The sequence below is a fragment of the Providencia sp. PROV129 genome (assembly GCF_028482245.1).
Classification (GTDB): domain Bacteria; phylum Pseudomonadota; class Gammaproteobacteria; order Enterobacterales; family Enterobacteriaceae; genus Providencia; species Providencia vermicola.
The window spans coordinates 94,840-119,565 of the sequence record NZ_JAMPQD010000014.1 but is presented as its reverse complement, the minus strand read 5'-3'; the positions used below and the strand labels follow the sequence as shown (position 1 = coordinate 119,565).

Sequence of the window (24,726 nt, the reverse complement as noted above, 5' to 3'; positions counted from 1 at the left end):
TATTTAGCCTTTAAACATCATCCCAACGATAACCTAGTCCATAAATTGAACGAATAAAGGTTTTTTCGTTATCTAATGATTCTAGTTTTCGGCGTAAATTTTTTACGTGGCTGTCGATTGTGCGGTCTGTGACGACACGATGGTCATCGTAGAGAATGTCGAGGAGTTGATCACGGGAGAACACGGTGCCTGCATTATCGGAAAGAAATTTAAGCAACCGAAACTCAGCAGGGGTGAGCTCAAGTAATTTTGTGCCATAGCGCACTTGGAACGCATTTTCGTCAATAATCAATTGCGTTGAATGATGGGATTGAGATGGCTCATTGGCAACTTGGCAACGGCGTAAAATGGTTTTAACACGAGCAACCACTTCCCGCGGGCTAAACGGCTTACAAATATAGTCATCAGCACCAATTTCTAGCCCTAATAAGCGGTCGATTTCCTCCGTTTTTGCCGTCACCATCACAATGGGAACATCACTGAATTTGCGTAATTCACGGCAAACCGATAATCCATCTAAGCCAGGCAGCATTAAATCTAATAAAATCAGGTCAGTGTGGTTATTTTGCACATAAGGAATGACCTCATCACCACGGCTTAATAAGGTAGGGAGGTAATTCGCTGCTTGCAAGTAATCAAACAAAAGCTGGCCTAACTTGGGCTCATCTTCCACAATCAAAATATGTGCATTGTGATTTTCTGCCATGGTTAAATCCCTTTTTCCTGAAATTGTAGCGGTAAAGTGATGGTAATTTTGACACCGCCGAGGGATGAAGGCTCTGCGGTGATAGAACCATTATGCGCTTCAACAATATTATAGCAAATGGCTAACCCTAAACCAGAGCCGCCACTGGCGCGGTTACGAGAGCCTTCAGCACGGTAAAATCGCTCGAAAATATGTTGGCACTGCAGCGCGCTCAGACCTGGGGCGCTATCTTGCCAAACAATAGACAGCTGATGGTGTTGCTCTGTGACATCAATGGCAATTTTCCCACCTGAATCAGTATAGCGAAGGCTATTTTCCATCAAATTATAGAATAATTGGTTAATACGGTCTGGGTCAGCAAATACAGTGGCTTGTTCACTAAAGTGGCGTGAAACGGTTAATTGTTGGTCTTCAATACGCCAGCGAGATTGCCCGATGACCATATCCAATAAGGGAATAATATCAATGGGGTGTTTGCGATAGATCAGTGAACCACGGTCAGAAAGCGATAGTTGATGTAAATCATTTACCAATTTGATTAGCGTGTGAGTTTCATTGAGTAGGGAATTAATTGTTTCGGGTGTTGCTTGGCGCACGCCATCTTGTACCGCCTCTAATTCACCGCGTAAAACGGATAACGGCGTGCGTAACTCGTGAGAAATATCTGCCATATAATCACGGCGCATTTGCTCATTTTTTTCAAGGGTAGAGGCGAGGTGGTTGAAATCTTTCGCTAATTGACCAAGTTCGTCGCGGCCTTCTTCAGGTACACGGGTGGTAAAGTCACCACGTGCTAACTGATTCGTGCCTTCGAGTAACCGTTTGATGGGTTTTAAAAAACTCCGAGCCAGAAAAATAGTGGCTATCAGTGCCACAAACAGGGAAAGCCCTGCGATCACCCAACTAGTATACAGTTGTTTGCTGTCAAAGCGACGGTCAAGCGCGCTGCTAATACCATCTTCATAGCTGGCAACAAGCCAACCAACGGTGTTGCCATCATCGGTGATAATTGGCTCTCGGATTACTTTGCTTGGCAGCGGGGTGTCCTTACCAAAAATTAGTCTATCTTGCGTGTCATAAACCCAAAATATTGTTCTCCATCGCTGGCGCATCGGGCCTCGATGTTGTTGGTGCTCAACAGCGCGCAAAATGCGGAAAAAAGTCCGCTCATCACCTAATAAAAAGCGCCAATTGCCCATTTCTTGATATTGCTCCGCAAGGGCGGCAGAGACTTGTTCCACCCGCTGTTGATCATTTTCTTTAATATAATCAACAAAGCCGTGTTGAAAACTCATGCGTACGCCTTGGTGCATGATCACCACAAGCAGCAAGCAGGTGGCGAAGATAGCCAGAAACAAGCGGGTACTCACACTGTTAAACCTAAGCTTCATGGTGTTTCTCCGTTTTAAGGCGTGACGCTGCCTTTTTGCTTGCCCAACGTTGCCTCAAGCTATCAAAGCTTAAATAGACCACTGGCGTGGTGAATAGTGTGAGCAGCTGGCTCATGATTAAACCGCCAACGATGGTGATCCCCAGCGGTTGGCGTAATTCTGCACCATCACCACTGCCTAAAACTAAGGGTAAAGCACCGAAAATCGCTGCTAGTGTGGTCATCAAAATGGGGCGAAAGCGCAATAAACTGGCGCGAAAAATGGCTTCTCGAGCCGTTAAACCCGCAGTTCGTTGTGCTTGAATAGCAAAGTCCACCATGATGATGGCGTTTTTCTTCACGATGCCAATGAGCAACATAATGCCAATTAAGGCGATTAAACTAAATGGCGTATCAAATAATTCTAAGGCTAATAATGCACCGACCCCTGCAGACGGTAGGGTGGACAAAATTGTCAGTGGGTGAATGTAGCTTTCATACAAAATACCGAGCACTAAATAGACTGTGACGATAGCTGCTAAAATTAAAAATAGCTGTGATTTCAAGGTTTCTTGGAAAACCTGCGCGGTGCCTGCAAAAGTCCCCCGTACAGTAGAAGGCACTCCAAGAGCTGTCATTGTTTTTTCAATTTCCACCATTGCATCATTTAGCGTATAGCCATCCGCCACGTTAAAACCGATCGTGGATGCGGCTGATAACCCTTGGTGATTCACACTAAGTGGCGCGTTGGCAGGTTGCCAGCGAGCAAAATAGGAAAGGGGGATTGCTTGCCCTGTTTTGTTAATTACAAACATGTTATCAAGGGCGCTTACATCTTGGGTATATTCAGGCGCGACTTCCATCACCACTTTATATTGGTTCATGGCTTCATAAATTGTTGAAACTTGACGCTGACCAAAGGCGTTATTCAGTAAACTGTTGGCTTCACGTACATCTATTCCTAATTGTGCCATTAGGTCTCTGTCATAGGTGATGGCCATTTCTGCGCCTTTGTCTTCTTTATCAGAGTTCACATCCGTTAATTGTGGAAGCTCACCTAATGCTTTACGGATGGCGGGCTCCCAATCTCTTAGCGCATTAAGTTCATCAGCAAGCAAGGTAAATTGGTAGCTGGCATTTGCTTGGCGACCGCCGACACGGATATCTTGCACTGGCATCATAAATAAGTTTGCCCCTGGCTCATTGGCAAGCTTGGTGCGTAAACGGTTAATAACGGTCGCTGAATTTTCAGTGCGCTCCCCAAGGGGTTTCAGGGAGATATACATAAAACCACTGTTAACGCGGCTGCCACCCGTAAACCCCGTTACATTATCGATAGCGGGGTCTTCTTTCACCTGCTCCATAAAGCGGGTCATTTTTTCTTTCATTGATTGGAACGAAATACTTTGGTCAGCACGGACAAAGCCCAATACTCGACCAGTATCTTGTTCAGGGAAAAAGGCTTTAGGAACAGTAATATATAAATAAACATTAAGCCCAATAGTGGCAAACAAAATCGCTAATACGCTACGGCGGTGGTTTAACACCCAGTTTAGTGCAATACCATAGCGTTCTTGAACCCACAGTAAGATACGACCAAAGCCACGGTGTTTGGCTTTACTATTTTTTCCCCGCTTTTTAAGCAAATAGGCGCACATCATGGGGGTCAGAGTGAGGGAAACAATTAATGAAATCCCAATTGCGGTTGCAAGGGTAATGGCAAATTCACGGAAAAGCCGCCCAACCAGCCCATCCATCAAGAGGAGAGGGATAAACACTGCAACCAAGGATATACTCATGGAGACGACAGTAAAGCCGACTTCATGCACCCCTTTGACTGCAGCCATAAAGGGCTTCATGCCATTTTCAATATGACGGGAAATATTCTCCAAAACCACAATTGCATCATCGACCACAAAGCCCGTAGCAACGGTCAATGCCATCAATGATAAGTTGTTAAGACTAAAGCCACATAAATACATGGCAGTAAAAGTACCAATTAGCGAAACAGGTACGGCAATAGCGGGAATTAAGGTAGCACGTCCAGAACGTAAGAATAGCAGTACCACCAAAATAACCAATGCGACGGCGATTAACAGGGCACGTTCCACTTCTGCAAGGGAAGCGCGAATGGTCGGCGTTCTATCTTGTGCGACTTTGAGGTCAATGGCGGCAGGGATCATGTCCCTAAATTCAGGGATTTCAGCCCGTATACGATTGACGGTTTCAATAATATTGGCACCCGCCTCACGGCGGATCACAATCAAGATGGCGGGCTTGCCATCTGCCATTCCAGCTGCACGGACATTCTCAATAGAATCTTTGACATTGGCAACGTCACTGAGCTTAACTGCATTGCCTGCCTTATAGTGCACAATAATTGGCCGGTAATCTGCCGCTTTTTTTAACTCATCGTTGGTTTGTACCTGATACCGTTTTTCGTCATCGTTAATGTAGCCTTGGGGTTGGCGCACGTTAGCACTACTGATGGCTGAGCGCACGGCATCAAGGGATACGCCTTGGTTGAATAACGCTGTTGGGTTTAATTCCACACGTACTGCGGGAAGTGAACCACCGCCTACAGAAACCTCACTAACGCCTTCAATTTGTGCAATACGTTGGGCAAGGCGTGTCGAGGCGATATCATAAATTTCCCCTGTTCCTAAGGTCTGCGATGTCATGGTTAAAATCATGATTGGCGCATCGGATGGATTCGATTTGTAGTAGCGTGGGCGACTGGGCATACCGCTAGGCAGCAGGGTTTGGGCGGCATTAATGGCGGCTTGGACTTCCCGCGCCGCGTTATTGATATCTTTATCAAGATTAAATTCGAGGGTGATTGTGGTGCGACCCAGTGCGCTGCTTGAAGTCATCTCGCTGATCCCTGCTATGCTGCCTAATGAACGCTCTAAAGGCGTTGCAACGGAAGATGCCATGGTTTCAGGAGATGCGCCAGGAAGTGACGCTGTCACGTTAATCACAGGGTAGTCCACTTGGGGAAGCGGCGCGACAGGTAAAAAGAGAAAACTTAATGCACCGCACAAGGTGATCGCTACACTAATCAGTGTGGTGGCAACGGGGCGGCTAATAAACAGGGCGAAAAAGCGTTTCATTACGATACCTGCGCCTTATTTATTTGACGGCGTGCTTTTAGGTAATGTGACAAACGGTCAAATAACAAATAAATCACAGGGGTCGTGAATAACGTTAATATCTGGCTCATAATCAAGCCCCCTACCATACAAATCCCCAGCGGTTGGCGCAACTCGGCACCTACACCCGTACTGAGCATTAACGGCAATGCACCTAGCAATGCAGCCATTGTTGTCATCAATATTGGGCGAAAACGTAATAAACAAGCTTGATAGATGGCATCATACGGTGACATGCCTTGTTCTCGCTCTGCGGCTAGAGCAAAGTCAATCATCATGATGGCGTTCTTTTTCACGATACCAATCAATAAGATAATCCCTATTACCGCGATAACATCGAGGTCTTTTCCTGCCATCATTAAGGCGAGCAGTGCACCTACGCCCGCCGTGGGTAAGGTCGAAAGAATGGTAATGGGGTGAATAAAGCTCTCATATAAAATACCTAGCACGATGTACATCGCCACAATCGCGGCTGCGATTAGCCAAATGGTGCTGCTTAATGCAGCTTCAAAGGCTAACGTCGCGCCTTGGAATTGCGTAGTAATGGATTTTGGCATCGAAATTTGTGATTCCGCGTGCTTAACCGCATTGACTGCGGATTCTAAGGATGCGCCATCGGCCACATTAAATGAGAATGTCACAGCAGGGAATTGATCAAGGTGATTAATCGCCAATGGGCCATAGCCTTCTTGAATGTTCACTAAGGTACTGAGTGGCACTATGGCGCCATCGGTACCTTTTAAGCGAATATCGTTCAGGGCATCCATACCATCGCGGGTTTGCGTATCATGCTCTAAAATGACGCGATATTGATTCGATTGGGTATAAATGGTTGAAATCATGCGCTGACCAAAGGCATTGTACAGCGCGTTATCGATGGATGACATGGTAATGCCAAAACGGCTTGCTGTATCGCGGTTAACATTCACATAAGCGACTAACCCTTTATTTTGCCAATCACTACTCACATCCGTTAACTCAGGTTGCTGTTCTAACTCACTCATCAACTTAGGCACCCAAGTCGATAACTCATCAAGAGTACTTGCTTGCAAGGTGAATTGATATTGAGTACGAGCCACTTGCGTATCAATGGTTAAATCTTGCATTGGTTGTAGGTATAAATTCACTCCCGCAATGTTATCTACGGATTGTTGCAGACGAGCAATAATAGCAACGACGCGATCTTCACGCTCATCAAGGGGTTTTAAGGTAATCTGAAGGCGCGCATTATTCAGTGTTGCGTTTGTGCCATCGACGCCGACGTAGGTGGTGACGTTATCAACGGCAGGGTCGGCGAGGAGCTTGTTCGCGACTTCTTGCTGCTTTTGTGCCATCGCAGAAAACGAAATGGATTGCCGACTTTCAATGGAGCCTTGAATAATGCCGCTGTCTTGTAATGGGAAGAAGCCTTTTGGGATCCACATATATAACAAGACGGTGAGTACCATAGTACCAAGCGCAACGGACAGCGTGAGCCACTGGTGGTTTAAAATTCGCTTCAGCCAAATGGCATAACCTGCCACCATGCGGTCAAAGAATCGCTCACATGCTAACTCAAAACGGTTATGTTTATGCTGCGACTCTGGTTTTAATAACCGCGCACACATCATTGGGGTTAGCGTGAGGGATACCACCGCTGAAATCAAAATGGCAACAGCAAGGGTAATGGCAAATTCACGGAATAAGCGGCCAACAATATCCCCCATAAATAACAGCGGAATTAACACAGCAACAAGAGAGAAGGTTAGGGATATGATGGTAAAACCAATTTCCCCCGCGCCTTTTAATGCCGCAACCAGCGGTTTATCCCCTTGTTCTAAATAGCGGGAGATATTTTCGATCACGACAATGGCATCGTCCACGACAAAGCCTGTAGCGATGGTTAGCGCCATTAATGTTAGGTTATTCACGGAGAATCCGCAAAAATACATCACCGCAAAGGTGCCAACCAGGGAAAGTGGCACTGCGATACCTGGAATTAACGTGGCAATCCCGTTGCGTAAAAAGAGATAAATGACCATGACAACCAGCGCGATGGCTAACATCAACTCAAATTGCACATCATTGACTGAAGCGCGGATGGTACTGGTTCTGTCCGTTAAAATATCGACATTAACGGATTTAGGGAGGCTCTCAATAAGTTCAGGTAATAATGTACGAATAGTATCCGTGGTTTCAATTACGTTCGCACCAGGTTGGCGCTGAACGTTAATCACGATCGCTTGTTCGTTGTTTGCCCATGCCCCGAGATATGCATTTTCAGCACCTTCTTTGACGGTTGCAATGTCGCCAAGGCGAACAGGTGCACCATTTTGGAATGCAACAATTAACTTACGGTAATCATCGAGGGATTTCATTTGGTCATTGGCGGAAAGGGTCACCGCGCGAGTTGGGCCGTCAAAACTCCCTTTAGCAGAATTGACGTTGGCATTATTAATCGCGACACGAATGGTTTCGCTGTCCAGCCCTTTGGCTGCCATCGCTTGAGGGTTAAGATTCACCCGCACAGCAGGGCGTTGACCGCCAGCGAGTGTCACTAAACCCACACCATTAACTTGGGAGATTTTTTGTGCGATCCGCGTTTCAATAATATCTTGTACTTGTGTCAACGGCATGGCATCGGATGTCACCGCTAACGTTAAAACAGGCGGGTCTGCAGGATTCACTTTGTTATAGATGGGGGGGTAAGGTAAATCCGATGGCAGTAGACTGCTGGCGGAATTAATCGCGGCTTGTACTTCTTGTTCAGCAACCTCTAACGGCAATGAAAGCTGGAACATCAAAGTGATCACAGACGCGCCACCTGAGCTCTGGGATGACATCTGTTTTAAGCCTGACATCTGCCCGAATTGGGTTTCTAGAGGGGCTGTAACTGCGGAGGTCATGACATCAGGACTTGCGCCAGGATACAGCGTCACGACCTGAATGGTGGGGTAATCGACCTCAGGTAAAGCGGAAACGGGTAAGAAGCGATAGCCAATAATCCCTGCCAGTAATATAGCCACCATGAATAAGGTTGTTGCAACTGGGCGCAAGATAAATAGGCGAGATGGGCCGCCACCTTTTAACATTTCAGGCCGCATTATGCTTTCTCCGCACGAGTCGGTTGACCTTTACGGGGTTCTTTGTCTTTTTTCGCTAAGCTTTCAGGGGTAACGACTTCAACTGTTGTACCATCGGTGAGCTTATCTACACCGTCTGTAATCACTTTTGTGTTGGCGGCTAAACCACTTTCAATCACTACCTGTTGGCTATCTTGCATCCCTACAGTGACGGTATGCTTGCTCACTTTGTTATCCTCACTGAGAACCCAGACATAATGGCCTTCATTACCCATTTGTAAGGCTGCGGTGGGGATAACTACAGCATCTTGTAGGGTTTCGACTTGCATCTTCACATTCACAAATTGGTTCGGGAACAATTTTTGTTCCTCATTGGTGAAGCGTGCTTTAATTTTCAGTGTGCCTGTTGCCGCATCAATTTGGTTATCGGTACTGAGCAGTTCGCCACGAGCAATCAGGGCAATGTTATTACGATCCCAAGCTTCAATCAGGACATTTTTACTGTTCGCTTGGGCTTGCTGGATTGCGGGGATATCCCCTTCAGGTAAGGCAAACAATACATCTGCGGGCTGCGTTTGGGTGATCACAACAATCGGTGTTGATGTTCCCGACGAGACAAAATTACCCACATCGACTTGTTTTAAACCTACACGTCCAGAAATAGGGGCTGTGATTTTGCTGTAAGTTAATTGCAACTTAGCACTGTCGACAGCGGCTTGATCGACTTTAATACTGCCTTGAGCTTGTAATACTAATGCACGTTGGTTATCCAGTTCTTGTTGTGAAATGACTTTTGTACCCGCTAATTTTTGGTAACGGGCTAAATCCAGTTGAGCATTGGCGAGTGTTGCCTTGTCTTTTGCGAGCTGGCCTTCAGCTTGGGCTAATTGTACCTCAAATGGGCGAGGGTCGATTTGTGCGAGCAAATCCCCTGCATTGACGTATTGCCCTTCAGTAAAATAGAGCTTCATCAATTGCCCTTCAACGCGGCTGGTTACTGTCACCACATTAGCGGCTTGGACCGTTCCTAAGCCCGATAAAAACCGTGGAACCACTTTTTGTTCAGCGACAGCAAATTGTACTGGTGCTAAAACGCGAGGAGGGCGGCCCATTGCACTGCGTTGTGAATTGGGTTTGGCAACCGCGCTTGAGTTAGGCGTATCTGCGGTTTTTTCTTGATTGTAAAAATACCAAGTCGCTCCAGCGGCCACAATGATGGCAACAAAAATAGCAGAGCGAGTAAAAGATTTGCGGCGATTTTGCTTATTCATTTTTGGTCATTCGCTTAACTCAAAAGAGTGGATAAAATTAGTCTGGCTGTGAGGCAAAAAACTAACTGAAAAGAGTCAGTTACACATATTAATAGTTTAGCCTGATAGGCACAAAGAAAAATGGAGGAATTATGAATAAGTGTCAATTTATGTACGTACCACTAGCTAGTGGTTTGATGCAAAGGAAGGATGATACATTTCGGAATATCTCCAAGCCGAGGTGAGTACTGTTTTTTTGTTTTTATATTCCGTCGGTTATGGTTATTTCAACGTCATTTAAAAATGAATTATTCAGAATTATATAAATAAAAAATTAGTTTATGCGATTTAAAACGCATAAAGTTTAAGTGCTGGTCGATATGTACCATTGTTAGGTTTTACGTATAAAACTAACTTATTAAAATGGAAAATAACTGAAAAAAATGTTACCGATAATACAGAGATGCAAATTCAAACGGTTACTTAAAATAATAATATAGCCATTAATTATGTAATGGATGTTTTGGTATGCTATTTATGGCATTGATATTTTAGTAATTCATTGATAGTAGTCTCTGTTTTGGATGGAAGAAGGCTAATGGGTAACGAATAATAAGGTTTAATTTATGAACTATTCAGTCGATTCGAAAAGAAAAAATTATATTAATAAACTTATGGAAATAGAAAATAAGTTATTAAATCTCGATGAAAATATTAAGCTTCTTGAAGATGAGCTAGTATCTTACGCGTTAAGTGTAGATAGATATTTGGTGGATATCTCAGTGTTAAACACACAGGGGGATGTTAAATATAAAAATAACTCAGATTATTATGATTTGATTTTTGATATCAAAAAAGACTATTACGGTAATTTAAATAACTTTAAGTTCACCTTGCTTCATGCAAAAGATTTTATCAGGGTAATTCGAAATCAAGTTTGCTGTGCATACGATAAAGAAAGAACTAAATACGATTTATATTTTGATTTTTCAGATGATAAAACGTCATTAGTTGAGGATTATACAAAAATAATCAATAACAGATATGCACCAATATCTATAATGGAACCATATGAGAAAGAGCTTTTATTATTGGTAATTAACAGTAATGAGCAACTGAAAATGGCTTCAGATCAATTGATTGCAGATATAATATATATTGAGAATGAAGTGAAGGGACTTACATCTAATATACCATATAAAGGCCATAATCATTTAGAGGCATTATTGAGTGAGGTCATGCAATTAAAGACTGAGATGAAAGGCTTATCTGAGAAGATAAAAAATGAAGGTGCAAATACGCAAGATACAGAATTATTTATTGCAAGAAATAAAGATTACGAACAACGACAGGGCTATCTAGATAGTCTGATCATGAGAAGCGAATTCAATCATAATAATAAAGAATTAAGTAAGGGTGATACTCGAGTATATCTAGATAAAATTATTTCACTAATGAGTAGTATTGATAACGGTGATACAGTTATCGCTCGAGATCAACATAATTTAGTAAGACCACTAGACAAGCTTTTGTACGGTCAGAGGAGTTAGCATAAAGAGGCCCCTGTTTATTAAGAATATGAGGGGCCATTTAAGTTTATATTTTATTAATTTGTTGCTTCGGAATTTAAGACAGGTACACGCTCATCATTTTTATTGTTATTGACCGTCCACCCCTTCCAAGAAAGAGGAATGAAGGCAACGGCAACGGCTAACAATGACACGCCTGCCACATAATACGCAGGCGCCATGTGAGATTGTTGCAACCATGCGCCTGTTAAAATTGGTGTTAAACCACCAAAGATGGCGTAGGCAACGTTATAAGCGAATGATAAACCTGAATAACGAATTTCAGGTGGGAATGCACGCGTGCTGATAATTGGCGTTGTTGCAATCGCACCGACAAAGAAACCCATCAAGCCATAGTTAAAAATTAAGGTGTTGGCGGCAATATCCGTTGATAAAGATGAATAGAAATAAATCGCGGTGACTGCTAATCCGCCCCATGACAAGGTCATAGAAGTACGAGTACCTGTTTTATCCCCTAACCAACCCCAAAAAATACAGCCTAACGTCAGGGTTAATGTGGCAGCACAGTTGGCTTGTAACGCAATATTACGGTCAATATTGTAGATGCCTTTTAAAACCACATCAGGTGTCATCAAAATCGTCACAACAATCGCCGTTGATAATGACCATGTCAGCGCTGCAGTGATCATACAGGCTTGCTTATGGGATTTAATGACCGTTTTTACAGGTAATTCTTGAGATAACGCTTTCTTCGCAGCTAACTCCCTAAAAATAGGTGTTTCTTGCAAGAAACGACGTAAATACACAGAGATAAAGCCAAAGATACCGCCCAAGATAAACGGAATACGCCATGCGAAGTCATGGACTTCAGCAGTCGTGTAAGTGCGCTCGATAATGATAGCCACGATGGAACCTAATAAGATACCACCAGTGATCCCTGACGTTAATGTGCCAACACCTAAGCCGTAACGCTGTTTTGGCGTATGCTCCGCGATAAATACCCATGCCCCTGGCATTTCACCACCGATAGCGGCACCTTGCATGATGCGCATTAACAATAATAACAGTGGCGCTGCGGCACCAATGGTTTCAAATGTTGGCAAGAAACCAATCACGAATGTTGGAAATGCCATCAAGAAAATACTCAAGGTGAACATTTTTTTACGGCCAATTTTGTCACCAAAGTGAGCCATAATAATACCGCCAAGTGGGCGAGCAAGGTAACCCGCTGCAAACAAGCCAAGTGTCGCCATTAGCGCGAGAAATTCATTATCCCCAGGGAAAAAGAGCTGAGAAATAATTTTCGCGTAGAAGACGAAAATAACGAAATCATAAAATTCCAGTGTGCCGCCTAAAGAGGACAAGCCTAAGGTTTTATAATCTTCTTTGCCCAACGGTCGTGCCGAGGGCTGGCTGGTTGTTTGCGATGTCATAATACTATCCTTCTAAAATACCTGAAAATATTCACGATGATATAAATTCAGGGTAACAAGCATTTACTCAAAATAATGAGCCAATCATATTTATTGGGTGCAGATAAGAGGTCGAAAACGTTGGATGGGTATAACGTAGTTCAATACACAGTATCTTTTTGCATGCCTTATTTATAGCAGGAAATTCTATATTCTGTAAACCGCAACACCAAAAACAAGCATAACATTCTTATTAGTTTTCTTTGTTAGGGTTTAATATCTGATGCGGCTTTAAATAACCTTATATGATGTTAATAATCTGCATTTTGCAGAATATCGTATATTTAAAATAGTAATATATTTAGTTAATTATGATTAATTTAATAATTTCTTACTATTTAATGTAATGAAATAAACACTAAATATAATTATTTGAATGGTAATTTTAATCTATAAAATAGATGAACTTGCTAATAAAATAGTAAATACTTTGCAATGCAATGAGTTTTCTACGTTAAGTTTGAAATGTTTGTGTGGTTTTTATTGGAAATGGCGGAGTTTTATAAATCGTGCATGCTCAACGCTCTCGCTGAACATGCACGAACAAAGATTATACTAAGAATAGGGTAGCGAGGCCGAGGAAAATAAAGAAGCCGCCAGTATCGGTGATAGCTGTAATCATTACGCTAGAGCCAATAGCAGGGTCTTTCCCCATTTTGATCATAATAAGTGGGATAAGCACACCCATTATTGCCGCCATCAATAGGTTTAGTACCATTGCAAGCGTCATCACTGCACCCATGGCAAGATCGCCATAGAGGAAATAGGTGACTACCCCCATGATACCGCCCCAGACAATACCGTTGATAAAGGCGACACCCAGCTCCCTGAGCATTAAGAAGGAAAAGCTACCACTTTGGATCTGGTGGAGTGCGATCGCACGCACGATCATGGTGATAGTTTGGTTCCCTGTATTTCCGCCAATCCCAGCCACAATAGGCATCAAAGTGGCGAGAGCAACCAGCTGAGAGATGGTGTCTTCAAACACACCAATCACACGGGATGCAACGAAAGCAGTACACAAGTTGATGGCCAGCCATGTCCAACGGGTTTTAACCGCTTGGCCTACAGGTGCAAAGACGTCTTCTTCAGGGCTTAACCCCCCCATACGACGGATGCTGTTATCATTTTCTTCGCTAATATTATCAACGATGTCTTCAACCGTCAGACGACCCATCAGTAAGCCATTGCTGTCCACAACGGCAGCAGAAATTAAGTCATACCGTTCGAACGCGCTCGCTGCATCTTCCCCTTTTTCATCAGGCAGGAAGGTAACCGTATCCGTTTTCATGACGTCGGCGACGATTTTATCGGGTGATTGTGTCAAAATGGTGGTTAGAGGTAATTCCCCTTGCAGATAATTGTTGTTATCTACTACGAAAATTTTATCGGTGGCTTCTGGAATTTTGCCGCGTTGGCGTAAGTAACGTTGTACTGTTTTTAAGGCTACGTTTGGACGAACGGTGACGAATTCGAAATCCATCATTTGGCCGACACTGTCTTTTGCGTATTGTAAAACTTCGCGAATACGGCTGCGTAGGCTTGGTTCTAAATAGGTTAACAGGCGGCGCATGGTGTCGCGCGGAAGATGTTCGGCAATGTAGGCTTGTTCATCCACATGTAAGCTAGCGACCGCGCGTAGCAGTTCTCTATCCGACATGTCTTTAATCAGGCTGTCCCATACAGAGACAGAGGCCTCGACGAGTACTTCACCGCGCTCGTTATTATCGACTAAACGCCATAAAGCGAGACGTTCATCGTAGGGTAACATTTCTAAAATATCGGCGATATCCGCGGTGTGTAAATCGAGAAGTAATTCTTTAACAGTACTGATTTTTTCACTAATTGCTTTGTCATCAATACTGACGTGTTGATCATTTTCAACAAGTGCGTGGACGAATTCCTCGTCATCTAAAAAAAGCGTCAGGATCTGCTGGCGAATGTGTGCCAGCTTTTGTGAGTGCGGGTTAACTATTGGCCCCACATCGTTTGAGAAAGCAGATTGTGACATTTTAATCCTTAAAACAATAGCCGCGCCGAAGCGCGTTTTATTAATTCGTCTGTGAGCGGACGAAATTTATTATCATTATTGTCGCCCATTTGAATAATATATCAAATAGTCGCACCAAACAGGCAGTGATTTCCGCGTTTAGCGTGAAAAAAACAAGAAGAAATCACCACAATAATGGCTGAAAGTTATTTATTCTCCGCGCATATACTTAATGACCAACCAGGAACATCTTCCCAATAAGCACTTTCTTTTTCTAAATCCAATAACATCAAGGCATTTTGCTCAAGATATTCTGCAGGTAAATAAAGTGTCCAATATCCATCGTCTGTTTCGATGCGCAAAGATGATGGAATGGTGGTGGATTGACGTTGATTATTTAATAAAATAGCGAGCCGCAAAATTTGAATTAACGGCATAAACTGTTTGCGTTTAAATAGGTTAAACTTAGGAATATCATCGTATTTTATGGCTCGGCGATGATTTCTCACTAGCGTAGCTAACAACAGTTGTTGTTCTTGGTTAAAGCCAGGCAAATTGGTATTTTGCAAAATATAAGCGGAGTGGCGATGCATACCACTATGGTTAATGCTTAATCCAACTTCATGAAGCATCACTGCCCAAATTAAAATAGACTCTAATTGTGGATTGATTTGTTTAGGATTTTGTTGACCCCATTGGTAATAAAGTTCTTCCATGGTTTTCAACACCCGTTTTGCTTGTTCTCTATCAATATTGTAGTGCTCAGCAAGGCTTAAAGCAGTACGTTGGCGAATATCTTGGTGGCGAAAACGGCCCTCCATTTCATATAAAACCCCTTCGCGCAGTGCGCCATCCGATAATCGCAATTCTTTAATCTCTAATGAGTCAAAAACCGCCAGTAAAATCGCTAAGCCAGGAACAAAAACCTGTTTGCGTTCATTGGACAGTCCAGGAATATCCAGAGAAGAAAAAGTTTTATATTTCAACGCCATATTTTTTATTTCAGTAAGGCGTTCACGGGTAATCATGCCGTCTTTGTAACCAAGTTCCACTAAAACCCCGTGTGTTGCTTTAATGGTCCCCGACGCCCCCATTGCGACATCCCATGTGTATTTTTTAAATAGAATGGCAGTGCTTTCTAATTTTAAACAAGCCGCAAGGTAAGCACGGTTAAAAAATTCGGGTGTGATAGTTTCATTGTGAAAATAGTTTTTTGCAAAGCTGACACAGCCCATTCGGCGGCTTTCAATCAATAAGGGTTCAAATTTTTCACCGATAACAATTTCGGTCGAACCACCACCAATGTCTAAAACCAGTTTACGACCTTTTTCTGGCTGGGTATGTTCGACACCCATAAAAATTAAACGGGCTTCTTCTTGCCCTGAAATAATTTCAATAGGATAGGGAATGATCTCTTTTGCGCGTTGCAAAAAATCTTTCACATTGGTGGCGACACGTAAGGAATGGGTGCCCACAATGCAGACGTTATCGGGGGAAAAGCCTTGCAGGCGTTCGGCGAATAGTGCTAAACAAGAAAGCCCGCGTTCCATCGCTTCTTCACTTAATTCATTGGTATCGCTCAGTCCATCAGCAAGGTGAACACGTTTTTTTAGGCGGGTAAGTACTTGAAGCGCACCATTGACAACGCGCGCAATCACCATATGAAAGCTATTTGAACCTAGGTCAATGGCCGCAATTTCTTGGGGTCTTGGTGCTGATGATGTTGTTATTGGCATAGTATCAAGCTCGGGTATCTGGCGTTTCAAGTGATTTCAAATGTTCATAAATGGCAAGCTGAGAACGAATTTTTCGCTTGTTGCCGCGGGGAACATAATGATTACTTAAATCTTTGTCAACATAACGCGCTTTTACAGTATCACTGAATTGTAATTCCAGAATATCCAAAACCCGTTGTTTTAAAAGGGGATCGACTAATTGAACCGCGACTTCAATTCGGTAGTCAATATTTCGAGTCATCCAATCAGCTGAAGAAATAAAGACTTTTTCGTCTCCTGCGTTGGCAAACACATAGACGCGGTCATGCTCCAAAAAGCGGTCAACAATGCTGGTGACTTGAATGTTTTCACTGTAACCCGCTTGGCCAGCCACTAGCGAACACATCCCACGAACTAATAAACGAATCTTGACCCCTGCATTAGAGGCGTCATAGAGCTTATCAGTCAGTTCTTTATCAACCAAGTTATTAATTTTTAATGTGATTCCACTTGGTAGACCTTCCAGAGCGTTGGTAATTTCTTGGTCAATTAACGCAGTTAACTTTGTCCGTGTATTTTGTGGTGAAACCATCAAATTATCGAAGGTGACAGGGCGATATGGGTTTTCAATAAAGCTAAATACGCGGCGCACTTCATTGGTGATTTGCTCGTTAGCCGTTAGTAAGGAATAGTCGGTATACAACCGTGCCGTTTTTTCGTTAAAGTTTCCAGTCCCAATGTGGGCATAACGGACAATTTGGCCTTCTTCCATACGGGAGATGATAAATAACTTGGCATGAATTTTCAGACCTGGCGCGGAGAAAATAACATGCACACCCGCTTCTGTTAATCGTTTAGCCCAATGGATGTTCGCTGCTTCATCAAAACGTGCTTGTAATTCAACGACCACAGTGACTTTTTTGCCGTTGTGTGCCGCGTGGATCACGGAATCGATGATGCGTGAATCTTTTGCGACACGATAAATATTGATTTTAATGGATATCACATTTGGGTCGAATGAGGCTTGGCGCAATAACTCCAAGGTATGCTCAAAGGTATAATACGGGTAATACAGCAATACATCGCGTTCCCGAATGGCATCAAAACCGTTACGGAAATTATCAAACCAGCGGTGGCGCAAGCGAGGCAATGGTTTGTTTAATAGATTTTTATTTCCTTCATTGGGGAAATTAATAAAGTCTTTGAAGTTATGATAACGGCCACCCGCAATGACGGAGTCATCGTTGGATAATCCCAGTTTTTCCCGCAACAAGGCGACCATTTCATCAGGCATATCCCGTTGATAAACAAAACGCACAGGCTCTGCGGTTAAGCGCTGTTTTAACGTCGATGACATGATTTCCAGCAAGCTGGACTCCATTTCGGTAGCGATATCATACTCGGCGTCACGAGTCATTTTCATGGAATACGCGTTAAGTTCGTCGTAATCGAAAAAGCCTTTGAAAATTTCGTCTAACGTATAACGAAGAATGTTATCAATTAAAATCATGGATTTACGACGCTTTGGCATCTCAGGGGGGAGATTAACAAAACGCGGGACTTTATCCGATGGAATTTCTAGCAGTGCATATTGAATGTCATTGCCATTAATTATCTCAACCGCAAGATAGGTATAGTCATCTTTTAAAAATTCAACTAAATCTGTGTCTGGGTTGATTAAAATCGGTGTAATATGTTGGCGCAGATTTTGGCGAAAATATTGGCGCAACCAAATTTGTTGGCGTGGGGAAATCTGTCGCTCATTAATCAGGAAGATTTGGTTACGGGCCATTTCAAGCAATAAATCATTATACAAAACGTCAAACTCTTGTTCTTGTTTGGCGACTTTTGCTTGAATGCGCTTAAGTAAATGGCGAGAGCCACTGGCAGAGCCACGTTCTTCATTAATTAAAATACGGCGCTTCACGTCGGCGAAGCGCACTTTATAGAACTCGTCTAAGTTATTGGAATAAATGCCCAAAAAACGCATTCGCTCAATTAACGGGTTACGCTTATCGGCGGCTTCTTGCAAAACGCGCTCGTTAAAAGACAGCCAGCTTAGCTCTTTTTCATGATAGAGACGTTCTTGGGACATTCTGACTCCGTATTAGACGCTTGTTACTTAATGGCGATTGTATCAGCCAGTTAACTAAATGTGATGCTTAATTGCTTTATCTTGTGCGATGACGCTTTCAGGGTTCTCTGATTGCTGTTTCATTGCAAAATATTGCTGTTGGAAAACGCACATACGGATAGCCGTATGGTAGCGACCATTCACGAAAAACTCATCAATCAATTCACCTTCAGTATGGAAGCCAAGTTTATTATAAATGTGGATCGCTTTGACATTTTCTTTATCAACAATGAGATAAAGCTTATACAAATTTAATACAGAGAAAGCATAGTCCATTGCCAGCCTTGCTGCACGGCTCGCATAGCCATGGCCTTGGTGGTGCGGTGCAATGATAATTTGGAACTCAGAACGGCGGTGAACATAATCAATTTCAACCAATTCAACTAACCCGACTTTTTCGCTATCATTTTCCACGATAAAACGGCGTTCGGATTGGTCATGAATATGTTTGTCGTAAAGATCACTTAGCTCAACAAAGGCCTCGTAAGGCTCTTCAAACCAGTAGCGCATCACACTGGCGTTGTTATCAAGTTGATGAATAAAAGCTAAATCTTCACGTTCAAGTGGGCGCAACCTAAACGGATGAACTTGCCCGGTAGTCATAAAACACCTCTATTGGTTATGAAAAAACATTTTTTGCTTAAATAAGGATACCACTTATTTGGGATAAAATAATGACATAACACAGAGAGATCATCCCCTTGTTGAAGAATAGTTCACTTTATACAGAACTAAGTGGTTAATCGCTGAAAAAACAATCAATTGACAGATTGTATATTCGCCAATTTTAGTGCAACAAAAAGGGTGGAAATTCCACCCTTTGAATCGTTATTTATACAGAAAATAAACTACTCATTAGCATAACCCTGTTGAGGGAGCACTTTACCATCTAATACGGCTTTACCTTCAACCATGGTCAAGCGGTTATCACTAAACCATTGTACAACCAGAGGGTAAATAGTATGTTCTTGCGTTTTTACTCGTTCAATGAGGTCTGCTTCGGTATCTTCAGGGAAAATAGGAACTTTAGCCTGTAATATCACAGGGCCACCGTCTAATTCCTCAGTGACAAAATGAACGGAAGTACCATGTTCTTTATCACCATTTTCCAAAGCCTTACGATGAGTATGTAGCCCAGGGTATTTAGGCAATAAAGAAGGGTGAATATTGAGTAATTTCCCTGTGAAATGAGTGACAAAATCAGGGGATAAAATACGCATAAACCCAGCTAAGACTACCAAGTCTGGTTGGTATTGTTCAATAAGCGCTAATAAAGCGGCATCATAGGCTTGGCGATTGCTATACGCTTTTGCATCAAGGCAAGCGGCAGGGATCCCTGCCTGCTGTGCCCGCACTAGTCCATAAGCCGTGTTTTGGTTGCTCACTACGGCCACAATGCGACCCTTTATTGTGCCTGACTGGCAACCTTCAATGATCGATTGTAAGTTACTGCCACTGCCAGAAATGAGGACAACGATTTTTTTCATTAGCGGATCACAACCTGCTCTTCACCCGCAGGTAATTGGCCGATTGAACCAATTTGCCATGCGTTTTCACCTAGTGATGTTAATAACGCTAATGCGGTATTGACTTCACTTTGTGGCAGGGCAATGATGATGCCAACACCGCAGTTAAAGGTGCGGTACATTTCATGGGTACTGACATCACCCGCGTTTTGTAGCCAACTAAAAACTGAAGGCCATTGCCAGCTACTACCATCAATAATCGCTTGGGTATTATCCGGTAGAACGCGTGGGATATTTTCCCAGAAACCGCCGCCTGTAATGTGTGCGATCGCATGAATGTCATTCTTCGCAATCAGCTCTAACACGTTTTTCACATAAATACGTGTAGGTTCTAATAAATGGTCAGCCAATGATTTGCCATCTAATTGTTCAGTTTCGGGGTTCGTTTTGCTGACTTCTAAAATTTTACGCACTAATGAATAGCCGTTTGAGTGAGGGCCACTTGAGGCGAGGGCGATTAGCGCATCACCTGCGCTGACTTTGCTGCCATCAATGATTTCAGAACGCTCAACCACACCGACGCAAAAGCCTGCAACGTCATAGTCTTCACCATGGTACATTCCTGGCATTTCAGCGGTTTCACCACCCACTAATGCGCAGCCAGATTGTTTACAGCCATCGGCAATTCCCGTGATGACGCTGGCAGCGGTATCAACGTCTAATTTACCTGTCGCGTAGTAATCAAGGAAGAATAATGGCTCAGCGCCTTGAACGATAAGGTCATTAACGCACATGGCAACAAGGTCAATCCCGATTGAATCATGGCGTTTTAAATCCATTGCCAGACGTAATTTTGTCCCAACGCCGTCGGTACCTGAAACAAGTACGGGCTCGCGGTATTTTTGTGGCAGGGAACATAATGCACCGAACCCACCAAGACCCCCCATCACTTCGGGACGACGCGTTTCTTTTACGACACCTTTAATACGTTCAACCAGTGCGTTACCTGCATCAATATCGACACCGGCATCTTTATAGCTGAGAGAGGTTTTATCAGTCACTACGGCCCCCAAGGCAATTACATTTTTGAGAAAAATAACATCATGGGCAGTATTCTAACAGGCTAAGCAAACGTTTGCGATAGCTTTGTGAATGAAAATTATTATGGCTGAAAATGGCAGAAAGTGAGCCTGTTCACAAGGTGAAATATGCCCAATATTTAAATATTGGCAAAAAAATAAATTCAGGAGATCATCAACATGCAACTTAACCGATATGGGGTATACTATTTTAAAAAAGTTTGCCTAATCGTTGCTGTTTTGACCAAAATCAAACGTAATCTAGTGGCATTCATGGTTAAAAGAGTTATAATCCCGCGATTTTTTTGTCCGCCAGCGTCTAAAATAGTAGGAGAAACCCATGAAAATCGTTGAGGTAAAACACCCTCTCGTTAAACATAAACTTGGCCTGATGCGAGATCATGATATAAGCACCAAACGCTTTCGTGAACTGGCCTCAGAGGTTGGTAGCCTACTGACTTATGAAGCAACCGCTGACCTAGAAACTGAAAAAGTGACTATTGATGGTTGGTGTGGTCCTGTCGAAATAGAACAAATTAAAGGTAAGAAAATCACTGTAGTCCCAATCCTCCGCGCAGGTATTGGTATGATGAATGGTGTATTGGAAAGCATTCCTAGCGCACGTATCAGTGTGGTTGGTGTGTACCGTGATGAAGAAACACTGCAGCCTGTCCCTTATTTCCAAAAATTGACTTCAGATATCAATGAGCGTATGGCGTTAGTTGTTGACCCTATGTTGGCAACGGGCGGTTCGATGATCGCGACTATCGATTTACTGAAAAAAGAAGGGTGTAAGTCAATTAAGGTTTTAGTCTTAGTTGCTGCACCTGAAGGGATCAAAGCATTAGAAAAAGTCCACCCAGATGTTGAGCTGTATACCGCTTCCATTGACCAGCATCTCAATGAAGAAGGTTACATTGTTCCAGGCCTCGGTGATGCGGGCGATAAGATATTTGGTACTAAATAAAAATGAGCCGACTGAGAAGTCGGCTTTTTTTTGATTTATTAAATGAAATCAATGTTTGCAAGTCTTCGGCCACTTGCATAAATCATAGCTAAAAGGGGATAAGCTCAAATGACACGTCGCACTATTGGTGTTGAAGAAAGACCACCATTACTACAAACTATTCCACTGAGTTTTCAGCATCTTTTTGCGATGTTTGGCGCAACCGTTGTCGTACCTATTCTGTTTGGTGTAAACCCAGCAACTATCTTGCTGTTTAACGGAATTGGTACATTAATCTACTTGTTTATCTGTAAAGGTCAGATCCCTGCTTATTTAGGGTCAAGTTTTGCCTTTATTTCACCGGTGTTAATTTTATTGCCATTGGGTTATGAACTGGCATTGGGTGGTTTTATTATTTGTGGTGTGTTGTTTTGCCTTGTGGCGTTAATCGTCAAAGTGGCAGGAAGGAGCTGGATCAATGTGATGTTCCCGCCAGCGGCGATGGGAGCAATTGTTGCTGTTATCGGCTTAGAACTCGCCCAAACGGCGGCAGGTATGGCAGGTTTACTGCCAAAAGATGGCGCGGCGGTTGATACCAACACTTTAATCATTTCATTAACCACGTTATCGGTGACTATTTTATGTGCGGTCATGTTCCGTGGTTTCTTATCGATTATCCCTATTTTAATCGGTTTTTTAACGGGTTATGCGTTGTCATACTTTATGGGGATTGTGGATTTTACCCCAGTGATTGAAGCGCCTTGGTTTGCAATCCCAACATTCTATACTCCACGTTTTGAGTGGTTTGCTATCCTCACTATTTTACCTGCGGCGTTAGTCGTTATCGCAGAACACGTAGGCCACTTAGTGGTTACGGCCAATATCGTTGAACGGGATTTAATGAAATCCCCAGGTTTACACCGCTCGATGTTTGCTAACGGTTTTTCAACCGTGTTATCTGGTTTCTTTGGTTCAACGCCAAACACCACGTATGGTGAAAATATCGGTGTGATGGCAATTACCAAGGTTTACAGTACTTGGGTCATCGGTGGGGCAGCGATTATCGCTATTTTGTTATCTTGCATTGGTAAATTAGCCGCTGCAATCCAATTAGTGCCTGTACCTGTGATGGGGGGCGTTTCATTATTACTGTACGGAGTTATTGGTGCGTCAGGTATTCGCGTTCTGATTGATTCGAAGGTTGATTATAATAAACCTCAAAACTTAATTTTAACCTCTGTGATCTTGATTATCGGGGTGAGTGGCGCGGTTATTCACATTGGCCAAGCTGAACTAAAAGGGATGGCATTAGCGACTATTGTCGGGATCTTTATGGCATTACTGTTCCGTTTTATTACCTTTGTTCGTCCTGAAAAACAGTTTGTAAACAGTGAAATTAAAGAGCTAAATAACGATAAGTAATCGCATTTTTTAATTTATGACAATTGCTGCTGTGGTTAAAGCAGCGGCAATTGAAAGGGATCTTGTTCATCTATCCGCGTTTTTTGTGGTAAACTGTTTAGCGAAAATTGATTTGTACAGCCAGAGGCGATTCTGAACACACCATCACAGCTTTCACTACCACTTTATCTACCCGATGATGAAACCTTTGCCAGCTTTTATGCAGGGGAAAATGAAGCGTTGCTGTCTGCTATAAAATCTGCAATCAATCAAGCACATGGTAGCTATATTTATTATTGGTCACGTGAAGGTGGCGGAAAAAGCCATTTACTCCATGCTGCGTGCGCAGAGCTTTCAGAGCAAGGCGTTGCTGTTGGGTATGTTCCTTTAGATAAACGTGCCTATTTTGTGCCTGATGTCCTTGAAGGTATGGAAAACCTATCACTGGTGTGTATTGATAATATTCAATGCATAGCTGGGGATGAGGAATGGGAAATGGCGATGTTCAATTTATATAATCGTATTCTCGAAATTGGCCGTACCTGCTTGTTGATCACCAGTGATCGTCCACCTCGTCAAATTGACCTTAAACTGCCTGATTTAGCTTCCCGTCTCGATTGGGGGCAGATTTACAAACTACATCCATTAAGTGATGAAGATAAAATCTACGCCTTACAATTACGTGCTCGCATGCGGGGGTTTGAATTGCCTGAAGATGTATGCCGTTTTGTGCTTAAACGCCTCGACAGAAAAATGGGTACGTTGTTTGATATTCTCAACAAGTTAGATCACGCCTCGATTGTTGCCCAACGCAAACTCACCATTCCGTTTGTTAAAGATATTCTAAATCTATAGTATTATTACTGCCTTAATTATTAATATAGCCTTAAACTTGAATGGCAAAGGTATTTAAAATAATAAATATAAAAGATATGGTTAGTTGACTATAAAAAAGAGTATTTTAGATTTTTCTTTACGATAAAATAAAGTTAGGAAACTCAATCATAAACGAAAGGGAATATGCAGGTTTTATTTTATTAGATAAAAAATGAATATATGGTCTAGTGGGCTGAAAGAACGATTTTAACACATATGCCATCCATATCTGCTCCTCCAAAACAATCTAAGTACCCTAATATTATTGGTAGTGCTACGGGTGCTATATCATCAGAATTAACGAAGAAAAATATAGATGACAACTTAAAAGGAGATAATGAACAAATGAAAATTTTGTTGTACTTTATCTATTTTTATTTAAGTTTATTTGTTATTTTTTGGCGTTATAGTCATAAGCCAATTAATTAACCAATTAAATATACTCTATAAGGTTGGTAAATCTTCTTATGGTAAAAGTGATTTTATTGAAGCAATAATAATTTCAAATATAGTGGGCTTCTCCACTGCTTTTTTTTAACCATACTGAGCTATATGGAATATAAAGGTCAGAAATAACAA

At 42.6% G+C, this 24,726-nt stretch carries 15 protein-coding genes and 1 pseudogene; 4 read left to right on the top strand and 12 right to left on the bottom strand.

Annotated elements, in window-relative coordinates:
* Positions 1 to 10 precede the first annotated feature (10 nt).
* From baeR to PSF27_RS10365, 5 genes are read right to left on the bottom strand one after another with little or no spacing between them, the layout of a single operon-like run.
* A complete protein-coding gene (baeR, locus tag PSF27_RS10385) occupies positions 11 to 706 on the bottom strand; it encodes a two-component system response regulator BaeR (RefSeq protein ID WP_272681412.1) in 696 nt (231 codons plus the stop codon).
* A 2-nt stretch (positions 707 to 708) separates the two neighbouring features.
* Positions 709 to 2,097, bottom strand: a complete 1,389-nt coding sequence (gene baeS / locus PSF27_RS10380; protein ID WP_272681411.1) for a two-component system sensor histidine kinase BaeS — start codon at positions 2,095 to 2,097, stop codon at positions 709 to 711.
* Complete coding sequence (mdtC, locus tag PSF27_RS10375; RefSeq protein WP_272573201.1) at positions 2,087 to 5,188, bottom strand: multidrug efflux RND transporter permease subunit MdtC; 3,102 nt, start codon at positions 5,186 to 5,188, stop codon at positions 2,087 to 2,089. The genes baeS and mdtC overlap by 11 nt, the downstream gene beginning before the upstream one ends.
* On the bottom strand, positions 5,188 to 8,310 hold the full coding sequence (locus PSF27_RS10370) for an MdtB/MuxB family multidrug efflux RND transporter permease subunit (protein ID WP_206086502.1): 3,123 nt from the start codon (positions 8,308 to 8,310) through the stop codon (positions 5,188 to 5,190). The genes mdtC and PSF27_RS10370 overlap by 1 nt, the downstream gene beginning before the upstream one ends.
* Complete coding sequence (locus PSF27_RS10365; protein ID WP_206086504.1) at positions 8,310 to 9,560, bottom strand: MdtA/MuxA family multidrug efflux RND transporter periplasmic adaptor subunit; 1,251 nt, start codon at positions 9,558 to 9,560, stop codon at positions 8,310 to 8,312. Before PSF27_RS10365 ends, PSF27_RS10370 begins: the two co-directional genes overlap by 1 nt.
* 605 nt (positions 9,561 to 10,165) lie before the next feature.
* Between PSF27_RS10365 and PSF27_RS10360 the strand changes: the two genes are divergently transcribed.
* Positions 10,166 to 11,089 carry a hypothetical protein gene (locus PSF27_RS10360; RefSeq protein WP_272681410.1) on the top strand — a complete coding sequence of 308 codons (924 nt, stop codon included), beginning with the start codon at positions 10,166 to 10,168 and terminating at the stop codon, positions 11,087 to 11,089.
* Between the two features lie 56 nt (positions 11,090 to 11,145).
* Here PSF27_RS10360 and PSF27_RS10355 read toward each other — a convergent pair whose 3' ends face one another.
* The 7 genes and pseudogenes from PSF27_RS10355 to purM form a co-directional block, all read right to left on the bottom strand.
* The gene (locus PSF27_RS10355; protein ID WP_206086508.1) at positions 11,146 to 12,501 is read right to left on the bottom strand and encodes an MFS transporter; all 1,356 of its coding nucleotides are present in this window, start codon (positions 12,499 to 12,501) and stop codon (positions 11,146 to 11,148) included.
* Positions 12,502 to 13,090: 589 nt separating this feature from the next.
* A pseudogene (mgtE, locus tag PSF27_RS10350) lies at positions 13,091 to 14,371 on the bottom strand (magnesium transporter); the annotation flags it as partial.
* Between the two features lie 365 nt (positions 14,372 to 14,736).
* Entirely contained in the window at positions 14,737 to 16,266 is a 1,530-nt protein-coding gene (gene ppx, locus PSF27_RS10345) for an exopolyphosphatase (protein WP_272681409.1), read from the bottom strand.
* Between the two features lie 4 nt (positions 16,267 to 16,270).
* Positions 16,271 to 18,340: a polyphosphate kinase 1 gene (gene ppk1 / locus PSF27_RS10340; protein ID WP_206086530.1), complete on the bottom strand. Its 2,070-nt coding sequence runs from the start codon at positions 18,338 to 18,340 to the stop codon at positions 16,271 to 16,273.
* A gap of 54 nt (positions 18,341 to 18,394) precedes the next feature.
* Positions 18,395 to 18,982 (bottom strand): spermidine N1-acetyltransferase, encoded by a 588-nt coding sequence (gene speG, locus PSF27_RS10335; protein ID WP_206086537.1) that lies wholly within the window; start codon positions 18,980 to 18,982, stop codon positions 18,395 to 18,397.
* Between the two features lie 245 nt (positions 18,983 to 19,227).
* On the bottom strand, positions 19,228 to 19,866 hold the full coding sequence (purN, locus tag PSF27_RS10330) for a phosphoribosylglycinamide formyltransferase (RefSeq protein ID WP_206086538.1): 639 nt from the start codon (positions 19,864 to 19,866) through the stop codon (positions 19,228 to 19,230).
* The gene (gene purM, locus PSF27_RS10325) at positions 19,866 to 20,906 is read right to left on the bottom strand and encodes a phosphoribosylformylglycinamidine cyclo-ligase (RefSeq protein ID WP_206086540.1); all 1,041 of its coding nucleotides are present in this window, start codon (positions 20,904 to 20,906) and stop codon (positions 19,866 to 19,868) included. The genes purN and purM overlap by 1 nt, the downstream gene beginning before the upstream one ends.
* Positions 20,907 to 21,264: 358 nt before the next feature.
* Between purM and upp the strand changes: the two genes are divergently transcribed.
* The 3 genes from upp to hda all read left to right on the top strand — a co-directional run bounded on the left by upp (position 21,265) and on the right by hda (position 24,126).
* The gene (upp, locus tag PSF27_RS10320) at positions 21,265 to 21,891 is read left to right on the top strand and encodes a uracil phosphoribosyltransferase (RefSeq protein ID WP_206086546.1); all 627 of its coding nucleotides are present in this window, start codon (positions 21,265 to 21,267) and stop codon (positions 21,889 to 21,891) included.
* A gap of 108 nt (positions 21,892 to 21,999) precedes the next feature.
* Positions 22,000 to 23,292: a uracil permease gene (gene uraA, locus PSF27_RS10315; RefSeq protein ID WP_272681408.1), complete on the top strand. Its 1,293-nt coding sequence runs from the start codon at positions 22,000 to 22,002 to the stop codon at positions 23,290 to 23,292.
* Between the two features lie 129 nt (positions 23,293 to 23,421).
* Positions 23,422 to 24,126, top strand: coding sequence for a DnaA inactivator Hda (hda, locus tag PSF27_RS10310; protein ID WP_206086630.1), 705 nt, complete (start codon positions 23,422 to 23,424; stop codon positions 24,124 to 24,126).
* Positions 24,127 to 24,726 lie beyond the last annotated feature (600 nt).